Below are 14,979 nucleotides of genomic sequence, written 5' to 3' on the forward strand. Positions count from 1 at the left end.
TCGCTGGTGGCCGGTGTGAGCAGCGATGGACGCCTTACTCTCAATGCGGCGGAGGTGACCAACGATGACGCAACGCTGTCCAGCGCCGACGCGTTTCAAGTTACCACCGGCAAGCTGAGCAACCAGGGCGGCCAGTTGAACAGCGGCAGCCAATTGGGGGTGACGACGACCGCGCTGGACAACAGCCGCGGCGGGCGCATTTCTAGCCAGACCGAGTTGAGCCTGGACCTGCAAGGTGGGCATCTGGACAACCGCAAAGGCTTGATCAGCGCGCCCGGGCAGCTGTTGCTCAAACAACTCGGCAGCGTAGATAACCAGGGAGGTGAAATCTCCAGCGCGCATGCCTTTGACCTGGCGGCCACCGCCCTGAACTCAGCAGACGGCAGGCTGCTCAGCCAACAAGCCTTGACCCTGCGTATCGCCCAGGCACTGGACAATACCCGAGGCCTGATTTCCGCCGCAGCCTTACACGTGAACAGCACCAGCCTGGACAACCAGGGCGGCAAGTTGAGTGCCGTCAGTGAGTTTAATCTCGATATCAACGGCCTGTTGGATAACCGTCGCGGTGAACTGCTCGGCCAACACGGCACCGTCAACGTGGCGGCACTGGACAACGGCCAGGGCCGCATCCAGGGTGATAACCGACTGGCGTTGACCAGCCTGGGCGCAGTCAGCAACAGCAAGGGTACGCTGGTTGCCGGACAGGCACTGACGGTCAAGGCGGCCAGCCTGGACAACCAGGCCAAAGGCCGCGTCACCAGCCAGGGCGATGTGCAACTGCTGGTGGGCAAGATGGATAATCGCGGTGGCAAGGTCACTTCGGTAGGCCGCTTGCAGGTCCAAGGCGACGCGTTGGATAACCGCGAGGCCGGTTTGCTCAACTCAGGCCAGGCCATGGACCTGACCATCGGCAAGGTGGACAACCGTGGAGGTGAGATAGCCAGCGTGACGGAACTGACGCTGGCGGGACGCGACCTGGACAACAGCAACGCTGGCCGTGTGTTGGCCAGCGGTGCGCTGCAATTGACGCTCGACCACCTAAATAATCAGCTCAAGGGCATGGTGTCCGGTCAGCAGGACGTCAACCTGAAGGCCACCCGCCTGGATAACAGCGCGCAAGGCAACCTCTACGCCAAGCGCAATCTCGATGTGAGCCTGGCCAGCCAGGCCGACAACTCCCAAGGAGTGATACGTGGCGACGGTATGTTGCAACTGCGCAGTGCCAGCCTTGGCAACAACGGTGGGCGCATCAGCAGTGGTGGAGCACTGCTGCTGAAGGTTGACGACGCCATCACCAACCAGCGGGGCGAGGTGCTCAGCGCAGGCGCCGCGACAATCACCGCTGGCAGTTTCGATAACAGCCAGGGGCATATGGTCGCTGATGAAGCCCTGCAACTGACGACCGGAGTACTGCTCAACCAGCGCCAAGGCCGTGTCACCAGCGCCGATCGCCTCAAGCTGATCGCAACGTCTGTGGACAACCGTTTTGAAGGCCGCATCGCCAGTGGCAAGGCGCTCGATGCCAGCATCACCAACCTCGACCAGCGCGGCGCCGGCGAGCTCTATAGCAACAGCGAGCTGACCCTGGACATGAACCATGGTCAACTGAATAACGCCGATGGCTTTATCAATGCACCCGGCATGCTACTGCTCAAGAACCTCAAGGACGTCGACAACCGCCAGGGTGAGATCTCCAGCGCACACGCCTTCGCTCTGACTGCTGACACTTTGGACAACAGCGGCGGCAATCTGCTGAGCGATCAGCGCCTTAGCCTCAAGGTCGAACAGGCTCTGCTTAACGTCAAAGGCTTAATCTCGGCCGCCGGTATCAGGCTTGAAGCTACGCACCTAGACAACCGCGAAGGCAGTATCAGCAGCTCGCTGGACGCACGCCTTGCCGTCAAGGCAGACGTACTTAACGACCAGGGCGAAATCACCAGTGCGGGCAAAACCCAACTGAGCGCGTCCAGCCTGACCAACAACCAGGGCCAAGTGCTGGGTGATGTCAGCCTGGACTTGAAGGTCAAGGGCGCGGTGGATAACCAGGGCGGCACCCTCGGCGCTGGCACACTGTTGGATTTGCACGCCGGCAGCCTGGATAACCGCCAGGCCGGGCAACTGGTCAGTAATGGCCAGCTCAACGCAACGATTGATGGGCTCCTCGACAACCATGCCAAGGGGGGGGTGCTGGCCAAAGGTGCGATGGACCTGCGCACCGGGCGCCTGGATAACCGCGAAGGGCAAGTGACGGGCCAGGACATGCTGACCCTGCACAGTGCGAGCGTCGATAACCTCGCAGGCATGATCCTCGCGCAGAAGGGCCTGCAGCTCAATGTCGGCGAACTGGGCAACCAGCAGGGCGTGCTCAAAAGTATGGCCGACCTGGTGTATACCGGCCATCAATTGACTAATCAGAAGGGCCTGATCAGTGCTGTGGGCCCACTGCAACTGACGGCCGATAACTTGCAAAACGCAGGTGGCCGAATCGCCAGCCATGGCGACCTCTCGGCAGCCCTTGGCGTACTGGCCCAGCAGGGCGGTGAGTTGGTTGCACAGGGTGAACTGAGTTTGAGCGCGGCGTCTTTGGACAACCGTGACAGAGGCCTGGTAGGTGCGAAAAAAGCGCTGAAACTGTCGGTCGACACCGTTGATAACCGCGCAGGAGAAATCTCCAGCCAAAGTCGCGTCGACTTCAAGGGCCAGCGTTTGGATAACAGCGGTGGCAAGCTAGTCGCCGGCACGGCACTGGAATTGGCCGTGGCTCATATCATCAATCAGGCCAAAGGACTGGTGTTTGCCCAAGACAATCGTTTCAACGGCGTCCGCCTGGAAAACAGCCAAGGTACGTTCGCTGGCCAGCAGTCACTCAGCATTACGTTGGCCGCCAATCCCGAGACCGAACTGGACGCGCTGCTGGATAACCAACAGGGACAGATCAGCAGCGCCGGCACACTGCAACTGACCAGCAACAGCCTCGACAACAAGGCTGGCGCCATCTCTTCTGCGGGCAACCTGCGGCTTGCTGCTGTCAGCGCTATCGCCAACCAGGGCGGCATCATCGAAACCGACGCCGGCCTCGTTCTTACAAGTGCGAGCCTGGACAACGGTCCAAGCGGCTTGCTCAACAGCCGCGGTGCGCTGAGCCTGACCACTGGCGTCTTGAACAATAACGGGCGCATTACCAGTGCCGATCGCCTGGAGCTCTCGGCCAGCCAAGTGGACAACACCGGGCGTATTGCCAGCAGCCAGCAGTTGACGGCCAACGTGACCGGCCTGAATCAGACTGGTGGTGAGCTGTTCAGCAACACTCAGCTTGAGCTGGACCTCAATCACGGCCAGTTGAACAACGTCGGTGGCCTGATCAATAGCCCGTTGCTGATGCTAAAGAACCTGGCGGATGTGAACAACCAGCGCGGTGAGATCTCCAGCCAGCAAGCATTCACCCTGGCCGCCCGCAATCTGGACAGCAGCGCTGGCAAGCTGATCAGCAATCAGGGGCTAACCCTGCACGTGGAAAACCTGCTGGCAAACGCCAAAGGCGTGATCAACGCCGCTTCGCTCAATCTCCACAGCGCTCAATTGGACAATAGTGACGGCCTGCTTAACAGCCGCGACGCACTGGAGGTCTCTGTCAGCCAGCGACTGGATAACCAGCGCGGTAGCCTGATGGCTGATGGCGAATTGCTGTTGGCTTCCGCTCGGCTCGACAACCGAGACGGCAAGGTTGCGGGCAAGGCTTTGGTGAGCGCCAAGGTCGATCAGGTCGATAACCGTGGCGGCCAGTTGATCAGCACCACGGCGCTGGATCTGCGCGCGACCTCGCTGGACAACCGCAAAGGCCTGGTAGGCGCGGAAAAGGCGCTGACGTTGCAGGTAGGCAGTGTCGACAACCGTGGCGGCGAACTGTCGAGCAATGCCGACCTGAGCATGACCGGGGAAAGCCTGGATAACAGCGACAGTGGTCGCGTACTGGCAGGGCAAGCGCTGAGCATCACGGTTGCCAAGCTGCTCAATCGCAACTTGGGCCAGATCAATGCGCAACGGTTGGTGCTCAGTGGCCAGCACCTGGATAACAGCACCGGCAAGTTGTTCGCTCAGCAGTTGCTGCAACTGGACTTCAAGGGCGAGCTGAACAACACCCAGGGTGTCATCAGTAGCGAAGGGCGGTTGGATGTTAACGCCGCAAGCCTGATCAACCGCCAGGGCCGAGTGTCCAGCGCGCAGGCGTTGGCGCTGGAGCTGACAGGGGCGGTAGATAGCGCAGACGGTCAGTTGGTGACCGACAGCACGTTGCACCTGCGTAGCGCGAGCATGGGCAATCAGCGAGGCGTGCTCAGCGGCAAAGGGGCGGTTTCCGTCACTACCGGTGCGCTGGACAATAGCGGTGGTCGCCTCAACAGCGGTGACAGCCTGGACCTGAAAGCCGCGCTGCTGACTAACAACGTCGGCAGCATCGGCAGTGCCCAGACGCTGAAGGCCAGTGTCGATGGCCTGGATCAGCAGGGCGGCAAGTTGTTCAGCAATACGGGCCTGACGCTGGACCTGAACAATGGCCAGTTGAACAACCAGCAGGGGCTGATCAACGCGGCCGGACCGCTAGTGCTCGAACGCCTCAATGACGTGAACAACCAAGGCGGTGAAATCTCCAGCGGCCAGGCCTTCAAGGTCGTGGCGCGCAATCTGGATAACAGCAACGGTCGACTGCTCAGCAATCAAGGATTGGCGCTGCGGATCGACCAGGTATTGAGCAACGTCAAGGGGCTGGTCGCCGGGGCGAGCCTGAGTGCGAGTGCAGCCTCCGTCGATAACAGTGGCGGTACGCTCACCAGTCGCGGCAACCTGGCGCTGACCAGCACCGGCCTGCTGAACAATCAGCAACAGGGCCTCATCAACGCCGCACAAGGGCTGACCGTCAATACGGGCAACCTCGCCAACCAAGGCGGCACTCTGCTCGGTAACAGTGCCTTGACGCTGAATGCCATGGTCCTGGACAACAGCGCCAATGGGTTGATCAACAGCCAGGGTCGTCTCGACCTGAATGCCCAGTCGCTGGATGCCGGCGACGGTGGTGAGGTATCGGCCAAAGGTGACATGGACCTCAAGCTCTCGGCCTTGGCACTTCGCGGCGGCAAGTTGATCGGTGACCAGGGCGTGACTCTGGACCTGGCCGGCGGTGACCTCGACAACCGTAAAGGCTTGATCCTCGCCAAGGGTCTATTGATCCTGAAGAACCTGCGCGACCTGCAGAACCAGAGCGGCGAGCTGTCCAGCCAGGGCGCCCTGAGCCTGGCGGCGCGTCACCTTGATAACAGCGCAGGCGCGCTTATCAGTCAGCAACGGCTGACGGTGAATGCTGGCGACATGGTCAATCGCGGCGGCCTGATGTCTGGCTGGCAGGGGGTGAACCTCATCGGCAACAGTCTGGACAACCGTGGCAGCGGGACGCTGTCCAGCCGCAACGGCAACCTCGACGTGAACCTCACTGGTGGCTTGCTGAACAGCGGCGCTGGCGCACTGGCCAGCCTGGGACGCTTGAATGTCAGTACTGCGCTCTTGGATAACAGCGACAAAGGGGTCATCTCCAGCGGTGCGCAGCAGGTCTTGACGGTCACTGGCGGGCTGAACAACACCCAAGGTGGGTTGATCGACAGCGGTGCAACCCTGGACCTGAGTGCCACGGATCTCGATAACAGCGCCGGCAGCATCACCACTCAAGGCAACCTGAACCTGCTAGGTGGCAATCTGATCAACAACGCTGGCTCGTTGATGGGCAACGGCCACCTGCTGCTCGACCTGCGTGGAAACCTCGGCAACGTCAACGGCAAGATTGCCGGCACCGAGTCTGTGGTGGTCAAGCAAGCGATCGAAATTGATAACCGCGGCGGCCAACTGGCCAGCCAGGGGCGTTTGGCCCTGGCCATGGGCGGCTTGAACAACAGCCAAAGTGGCACCGTCGCCGCCAAGGGACCGCTGGCGATCGACGCCAGCGCGATCGTGCAAAACAACGCTGATGGCTTGATCTACAGCCAAGAGGGCGACCTGCAGATCAAGGCCTTCGGCCTGAACAACGTGCAAGGCAAGTTGCAGGGGCAAAATGGCCTGCGCGTGGAGGTCAATGGCGACCTGAACAACCAAGGCGGCAACCTCATCAGCCAGACCGGTGATGTACACCTTAAGGCGGGTAGTCTCGACAACCGTGGCGGTGTGCTCGCCGCGCTCAAGGGCGATATCGACGCAGGCATTGTCGGTATGCTGCGCAACGGTTTTGACCTGAGTGCCAACCGTAAGGCCGGCCTGATTCAAGGTCAGGCGCTGCTGCTCACTGCCAGCCAGCTCGACAACCAGGGCGGCCACCTTGCCGCGCAAACCGGTGACGCGCTGCTGAACGTCGCAGCCCTCAATAACCAGCAAGGCGCGCTGTATGCCAAGGGGTTGATGCGGGTCAATGGAGGCAACCTCGATAACAGCGCCGGACAGATTGCCGGTGACCAGATTGCATTGGGGCTCACTGGCCAGCTGACTAACCAAAGCGGCTTGATCGAAAGCACTCAAAACCTGGCACTGACGGCCAATGCCGTCGATAACCAGGACGGCAAGTTGCTCGCCCTGGGGCGTTCGGGCAGCACGCAATTACAGATCGGCAACGTGTTCGACAACCGTAACGGCGCCGTGGAAACGGCCAATCAGGATCTGGCGCTGGCGGCTGCCAGCTTTCAGAACAGCGGCGGTAAGCTACTGCATATGGGCGAGGGCATCTTCGACATCTCGCTGTCAAACGTGACCGGCGCAGGCGGTGAAATCGTTACCCGTGGTGGCCTGACCCTCAACGCCGATACCTGGACCAACACCAGCGTGATCCAGGCCGGGCGCTTGAATGTCAACGTCAACCAATTCACCCAGACCGAAACCGGTCAACTGCTGGCAACCACACGCCTGGACGGCAAGGGCGGCAATTGGGTCAACCATGGACTGATTGCCAGTGATGGCAGCTTGAAGCTGGATCTTGTCGGCGCCTACAGCGGCAATGGCCAGTTCACCAGCCAGGGCGGGCTTGACCTGCACGTGGGCCAGTTGGACGTGAGCAACAGCGCCAGGATTACCGGCGGTGGCGACACCCTGGTCAGGGTTGATGGCCAACTCAACAACCATGGCCGCCTGACCTCCGCGACAAACCTCAACCTTTCTGCTGGCGGCCTGAACAATTACGGGACCTTGGGAGCGGCACAGAATGTGACAGTGACCAGTGCGACCCTGCTGAATGACCGTGGCCTGCTGTTCAGCGGCAACGACATGACCCTGCATAGCAACACCCTCACCAACCAGTACGGCGACATCTACAGTCTGGGACGCCTGGACGTCGTCGGTCTTGATGGGGTGAGCAAAGCCAGCAGTCTGCAGAACGTATCTGGCAGTATTGAGTCCAGTGGTGACATGTCGCTGAAGGTAGCCATCCTGACGAACCGTCGGGACTTATTTCAGACTCAGGACAAAGCAGGCACTGGCGGCTCACTTACCAACATTTGTTGGGATTGTAGCGGCGGCGATTTCGTTGTCGACTTTGTCGGCACTGAGAACTTTCAAAGTGAGCTGTTGAAAACCTCGGCGGCCTCCACGATTCAATCGAGTGGTCGGATGGATATTGCCGCCAACAGCGTGCTCAATGAATACAGCGTCATCGCCTCCGGCGCGGATATGAATATCACCGCGGATCAGCTAACGAACAAAGGTGCTACATCAGGTTCCGGGGTACGTACCCGCACCTGGCAAATGGTGTCGTCCAACAAAGTGTACTGGCGTTTCAAACGGGGCGTCATGGACCCCTACAACGCCCAATCAGGCCCTAAAAGCTTGCCGGTCGAGGCGTTGTCGGCGTTTTCACTGATTGGCGACACTCTGGTGTCGACCGCTGGCGCATCACTGGCGCCCGCGATTATCCAGGCGGGCGGCGCACTGAGCATCACTGCCGCCAAGACTTTGGTCAACAGCAGCGAGACACCTTTCACAGCCCTTACCCCGCGCACCTTGCGCAATGAAGACACCCGTGTCGGCAGCGCTCCGGCCACTGTGGTGGTGCAACTTGCCTCGCAGTTGCCCCCCGACCTGGCACAGCAGCAAGTCAATCCGCTGACCTTGCGCGGGTTTAGCCTGCCGACCGGTACCCACGGCCTTTTTCACCTCAGCAGCCAGTCGGTCAATTCGACTCAGGCGGCACAGACCACTGGCGGCCCACAAAGTTGGAGCATGGGCGGCGCGAGCCTCGGCCTGGCTCAACGCCAGGACGCACAGCCTGCGCTGGAGGCTCGCAGTTTTGCGGTGAGCAACGTTGCTCAACAGGGCGCTGCAACGCGCCAGTTGGACCCGACGACACGCCAGGTCGATAATGTCACGGCCAACATCAAGGCGTTGGATGTTTCCGGGGGCGCTGAGGTCGGCACCGGCTTCGCCTGGACACCCGGCCAGATTACCATCGGCAATATTGCCCGTGGCGATGGCATAAACACCCAGAATCCGTCTGCAGGTTCGACCCTGCCGGTTGCCAAGTTGACCGGCGACCTGGCCCTGACTGAGCGCGATACACGCATCCAGGTCACCACACCTGGCGATATCGCCCGCCCGACCTTGAATATTCCGGGTGTGACCCCTGTGCAACTGTTGGCCAGCACACCAGCTACCCAGAGCCCGGGCAGTCGTCCGACTCAAGGGCCTGCGGTGATCGCCCAACCGCTTGACGCAGGTGCACAAACCACAGCGGTCGCCACCCAGACCGTCAACCGTGCGCAGGGCTTCATGCCGACTGGGCCGGTGTCCCAACCGCACAAATATTTGGTCGAAACCAACCCGGTACTCACCGACCTCAAGCAGTTCATGAGCTCGGACTACCTGCTTGCAGGCTTGGGCTATAACCCGGATGACAGCGCCAAACGCCTGGGCGACGGGCTCTACGAACAGCGCCTGATCCAACAAGCCGTGCAGGCGCGCACCGGGCAGCGTTTTATCGACGGTCAGAACACTGACGAGAAGCTGTTCAAGTACCTGATGGACAATGCCATCAGCAGCAAGCAGCAACTGAACCTGGCAGTAGGCGTGTCGTTGACTTCCCAGCAGGTGGCGGCCCTGACTCACGACATAGTGTGGCTTGAACAACATGAAGTGAACGGCGAAAAAGTGCTGGTGCCGGTGCTTTACATGGCACAGGTCGATAACCGTCTCGCACCGAGCGGTGCATTGATCGCCGGTAATGACCTGAACCTGATTGCCGGTGAAAACCTGGAGAACGCCGGCACCCTGCGAGCCAGCAACAATCTGTCAGCCAAAGCCGGCAACGACCTAACGAACAGCGGCGTGATCGAAGCCGGCAACCGTCTGGACCTGCTGGCGGGCAACAATATTGTCAACAAGTCCGGCGGCATCATTGCCGGGCGCGATGTCACGCTGACGGCCGTCCATGGTGATGTGCTCAACGAGCGCGCCGTCACCCGTACCGGCGACGGCACAGCGGCACGGCGTGATTACCTCGACAGCGTGTCACGTATCGAGGCTGCCAATGACCTGACCCTCAAGGCCGGTCGCGACGTGGCCAATACGGGTGGTGTGCTGCAAAGTGGGCGCGACGCCCTGATCACTGCCGGGCGCGATGTGCGTATTGATGCTGTTGAGCAGCGCAATGGCATCGACATGGGCAGCCGCCTGCGCACAGAAACCGTGACACAAAACGGCGCCAGCGTGGAGGCCGGTCGTGATCTTTCGGTGTCGGCAGGGCGCGACTTCTCTGCCATCGCCAGCCGCATCGACGTCCAGCGCGACCTGAATATTTCGGCCACCAAAAACCTGAGTGTTTCGTCTGCGGCCGACGAACAGCATTCCTCCAGCAAATCCAAAAAGGTCACTCAGTCCCAAGACCACATCCGCCAGGTGTCCAGCGTGCTAACGGCCGGTGGCGACGTGTCGTTGAAGGCCGGCAAAGACCTGGAACTGACCGCCAGCCGAATTGCCGGTGGCGGCAACGTCGCGCTCGAAGCACAGCGCGACCTCAGCATCCTCTCGGCACTCGACGAAGATGCATCGTTCTACTCGAAAAAGAGCAAAGGCTCGTTCGGTCGCAGCAAAAGCGAACAACGTGAAAGCTACGACAGCACCAACGTCGCCTCCGTGGTCGAAGCCGGCAAAGACCTCACCCTCAATGCCAGCAAGAAAACCGACGGTGGTATGAACATCGAAGGCGGGCGTGACGTGACTGTGATCGGTAGTCAGTTGAAGGCCGGCGGCGATATGTTGCTCGGTGCCACTGGCGATATCGCAGTGTTGTCGGGTGTAGAGGAGCATGGCTCGTACAGCAAGAAGACCAAGTCCGGATTCCTCGGCTTATCCAAGAGCGGTAAGAGCCAGTTGCAAACGACAGCAAGCCAGGTGGGCAGTGAGCTGGATGCCGGCAACGATCTGGTTGTCGCCGCAGGCAACGATGTACGCGTGCGGGCCAGTGAGATCAGTGCTGACAACGATGCCGAGTTGAGGGCTGGGTTGGTGAATAACAGCGGCGATATCAACCTGATCTCTGCCAATGACACAGCGTATAGCCGCAGCGAAAAATACGAGAAAAAGACGGGCTCTATTTCTGGAGGGTTCCTGGCGATTACCTCGGCCAAGAAGGCCGGGCGCGAAGCCCAGAGCAGCACCAGTGTCGGTAGCCAGGTCGCGGCGGATCGCGATGCAAACTTGCAGGCTGAGCGCGATATCAACCTGGTGGGCAGCGGGATCAGTGCCGGGCGTGACGTTAGCCTCAATGCGGGGCGCGATGTCAATGTACTTGCTGCGCAAAACAGAACCAGCGAGCGCGACTGGCAGAAAACCAAGCAGACCGGTATCGGCGTGTCGAGCGATGCTAATGGCGTGACCTTGTTCGTGGGGGCAGATAAAAGCGCAGAGAAAAATCGCCTTGAGCAGCAAACAGCGGCAGCCAGCCAGATCAGTGCTGGGCAGGACCTGGCGATCAATGCCAAGCGGGATATCAATCAGCGTGGGTCTGATCTATCGGCAGCCAATGACGTTGATCTGAGAGCCGGGCGGGATATCAATATTGATGCGGCGCGTGAGCGTTTGTTGATGGAGCAGCAGCGGGAAAAGGAGCGTAATGGGTTGAGTCTTGCGATCAACCATAACTATGGCGACACCAAGGATGCAGTACAAGGTGCCGGGAAAGGAGAGGACAGTGTCAGCAAGAGTTCCAGCACGCTAAAGGCTATCGATGGAGTTGCTCAATTTACGAGCGGCGCTACCCCCGATGGTAAGTTCGGTAATAGTTCACAGGGCACAACCCAACAAGTTGTCGAACAAACCAACCGTTCCTCAACGCTCAGTGCAGGCAATGATATCAATCTGTCCGCAGGTAACGATGTCACGATCAAAGGAAGCGAGTTAGGCGCAGGGCGTGACATCAACATTCAAGGACGTGATGTCACCCTCGATGTGGCTAAAGGCGGAGTAACTGTTGAAAACAATGAGCGTCAGAGTTGGAGTGGGCTTCATGGCGGTGTCAGCGGTGGATTCAAGGTGGGGGTCGGTGGTAGCCACGGCGTAGCCAGTCAAGATCACAATCGCGAGTCTTCCGGTGCAACAGCGTTGGATGCGGGGCGTAATGTCAATCTCAACGCGAGCAACGATCTGAGTCTGGTCGGCACGCAAGTTAAAGCTGGTCGCGATATTGATCTGAAGGCCGGCAATGACTTGAACATTGGTGCCTCTCATAACAGCTATGTGAAAGAGGACACCAGGAGTAGCGGTGGGGGCGAGGTCGGATTTGCTGCGCAAGACGGTGCAATCGGTGTTTATGCCAGTGTGAGTTTGGGCAAGGGCGACCTTGAACGTGAAGGCGTGAGCCAGCAGGAAGCCTATCTGTATGCCGGTGATCGTTTGGGCTTTGACAGTGCCCGAGATACTAACATCGCAGGTGCTCAACTGCGGGGCGACAATGTTGTGGGCCGGGTTGGTAGGGACCTGAATGTATCGTCTGTAGCGGATACCGGTAAGGTCAAAGGTAAGGAATTTGATGTCAGTGCGACGGTTACCGTCGGGTTTGGTTTTAGCGCAAGCGGCTCAGTGGGCTACGGTCAGACCAGTGGTAAAACGAATTGGATTGAAGATCAGACGCGTATCACGGCCAAGGACACCGTGGATATCCGTACGGAGAAACATACCCAACTTGATGGTGCCCTGATTGCTGCCGATACCGGCAAACTCAAACTGGATACGGCAACCCTCGGCTTCTCCGATATTGCTGGAGAAGATAAAGAGCATGGGTACTATCTGAACCTGGGTGGGACTTACAGCCAGAGCGGTCGTGCTACTCAAGACTCCAGTCAGGTCAGTAAAGGCAAGGACCAAGCAAATGGCTGGAGTGCTACCGGTTGGGAGTACGACAAGGATCGTGAACAAACTGTTCGTGCCACGGTGGGGCCGGGTGAGGTTGTCGTCCGCGACGATACCAAAGCCGGTACGGATGCCACTGCCGGACTGAATCGTGATACCAGTAAAGGATATGAAATCACCCGCGACGATGAGTCTCGAACAGACCTGTATGTCACGAGTTCGTCGATCGATGATGTGCGCCATCCCATAAAAACGATCAAGCAACGTGCTGTTGAGCTGTATAACTACGATAAACAGGCCCAAAAAAACTGGGATGCGGCGAGTAACGGGATGAGCGCCGTCATCAATAAGGTTGAGGCCGCGCTCGGTCGTAAGATGGATGCGGGTGTGCTTGCTATCGGCGGCAAAGACTTGGCCGAGAACACCCTCGAAGCGCTTATCCTATCCGGCAAAAGCCGCAACGCTGCCATGGATATGATGAAAGACCCTGGCTTTCAAGATGGGGTCCTGAAGCAGCTTAATGAAATCATGCATGTTAATGATGCTGATCTGAAAGCGGTGGAAGCACAGATCAAGCCAGGGTTGGACAAGTACATCCGTCAGGCAAATGAGTTACCACCTACAAACGTCACGGAGAGGAGAACTGCCCAGCAGGAAACTTTAGACTTTGTATCCAATATAAATCAGTACATTCAAGCCAATCCGGACAAGGCTGAAACGGTCGGTTACGTCCTCGCAGTCGCCCAGGGGCCAAAGGGCATGATGCAGATGGTTGTGTCAAAAGCCATCGAAAATACGTCCTATGGCGAGAAGCTGGCTCAGAAGGTGGATGAGCTTCAGACTAGGATGGGCAAGGCGCTGGCGGACCAAATGCTTGGTGTCTCCGAGCCGGAAGATCAGCTTAATGCGGCGAAGCCAGACGACCAGAGGCTCATCGGCGGCGGGGAATTGCTGATCAGTGTATTGATTGGTGCGGTACCGGGGGGAGCGAAAAGGAACGAGCGTGTATCTGTTACCGTCAAGGATAAGCCCACCGGAGGGGGCACTGAAAAGTCCCCTGAGGTGGCCTTGGGTGCAAAAGGAGTGCGTGCTCCCGTAGTTAATCCGACACCAGCGCAAGTGGCCACTGCTGAGAAGTTGGGTGTTGATCCACGGTGGGTAAAATCTGACGGAAGTCCCGATTGGCCAACGAAAGCAAATAATGGTTTCGATGGCGGATTCGATGGGCCGCCGAGGGTTGCTGAGCTTCAACCAGGCCAGACGTTTGATAGGTACGGTGGCCGATTTGATGAGAAGGGTAATTTTACTGATCAAGGTAAATTTGTGGCACCGAAGGATGTGCCGTTTGATCAGCGCGCTTTGCCTGACTCGAGCCTGAAATCACCATATCAACAATATGAAGTTATAAAGCCTATTCCAGAGGTAAACTCCGGAAATGCAGCACCGTGGTTTGGAAAGCCAGGCGGGGGAACGCAGTATCAATTACCTATGAGTATTGATGAGTTGCTGAAGGAAGGCTTCATCAAGCCAATAAAATAAGCTAGGGGGATAGCAGTGAAAATTGAACAAATAGCTGAATGTTTTTTCAAATACGCAAATGAACAGGGAAATCCATATGATAAATTCCCCTTGGGGACGGAGGTGGATGAGTTTGGTGCCCCATACATTGAAATTTCTGGTTCAGGGAAGCTGGCCATTGTTGCGAAGGATCGAGGCGAAGAGTGTCTAAGGAAAGAAACAACATCGCCGGAAGTGCTGGCCAAATGGGTGTATGAGGTTTTCAACAAGGATTAATAGGTCGGTGTTGGAGTAGTTATTTACATTGCTCCGTCCAGATTGAAGGTGCAAAAGGAGTGTCAGGTTCGACTCTGACGAGGGACGAATTGATCTCGGGCTTGCCTTAATGCCAGTCAGTTAAGCCTTTTTGTAGGAGCGAGCTTGCTCGCGAAGAACTTGAGAGCGCCGCGTTTACCTAGCAAACACGCGTTATCGTTGACGTCCTTCGCGAGCAAGCTCGCTCCTACAGAAAGCAGAATCCGCTTAACTGACTGGCATTAGGGCTTGCCTGGAGGAACTAAGATTACGCCAGGAAATGTGGTTGATATCCGTAGGTTGCCAGATGGCCGAACCGTCTGGTTGAAAAAGGGTACTGATGCTGCCGGATTGCAACATATCTACAAACGACACGAAGTCGACTTTGTCAATAAAGACATCTCACGTAATGACATTTCCACTGTAGTAATGAACGCTCTTGAACGTGGACAGGTTATCGGGACCAACGGTTCTGCTAATGTTTACCGCATCACGTACAATGGTGTTGAACAAAATATTACAGTTGGGGTTGGCTCAAACGGCTTCGTGGTTCGAGCTAATCCGGTCAGTTCTTGGAAGCCATTGCCATGATTAGGTTAAGACTAACGAGTGAATATTTGGCTGGGCCAATATTCTGCCCAGATCCGGATAGAATGGGGCACGTTGATATCGAAGATTTACCCCTCTCTCAAGAGTTGATGGCGAAAATCAGTAAGTGGGACGGTGAGTACCAAGCGACGTTCAACAGCGACTACCCTCCCGATTCTGGTTTTACCACTCCTGAGGCAGAGCTTCGGCACAAAG

3 protein-coding genes are annotated in these 14,979 nt (G+C 58.0%); all 3 read left to right on the forward strand.

Going from position 1 to position 14,979, the window contains the following annotated elements:
• The first annotated feature begins 15 nt into the window (after positions 1-15).
• The 3 genes from BLL38_RS01080 (at position 16) to BLL38_RS30255 (ending at position 14,766) form a co-directional block, all read left to right on the forward strand.
• Positions 16-13,902 (forward strand): hemagglutinin repeat-containing protein, encoded by a 13,887-nt coding sequence (locus BLL38_RS01080; RefSeq protein ID WP_090412714.1) that lies wholly within the window; start codon positions 16-18, stop codon positions 13,900-13,902.
• A 15-nt stretch (positions 13,903-13,917) separates the two neighbouring features.
• Complete coding sequence (locus BLL38_RS01090; protein WP_076960913.1) at positions 13,918-14,157, forward strand: hypothetical protein; 240 nt, start codon at positions 13,918-13,920, stop codon at positions 14,155-14,157.
• A 300-nt stretch (positions 14,158-14,457) separates the two neighbouring features.
• Positions 14,458-14,766, forward strand: a complete 309-nt coding sequence (locus BLL38_RS30255; RefSeq protein WP_139201304.1) for a hypothetical protein — start codon at positions 14,458-14,460, stop codon at positions 14,764-14,766.
• Positions 14,767-14,979 lie beyond the last annotated feature (213 nt).

The sequence above is a fragment of the Pseudomonas gessardii genome, assembly GCF_001983165.1.
Classification (GTDB): Bacteria; Pseudomonadota; Gammaproteobacteria; order Pseudomonadales; family Pseudomonadaceae; genus Aquipseudomonas; species Aquipseudomonas gessardii.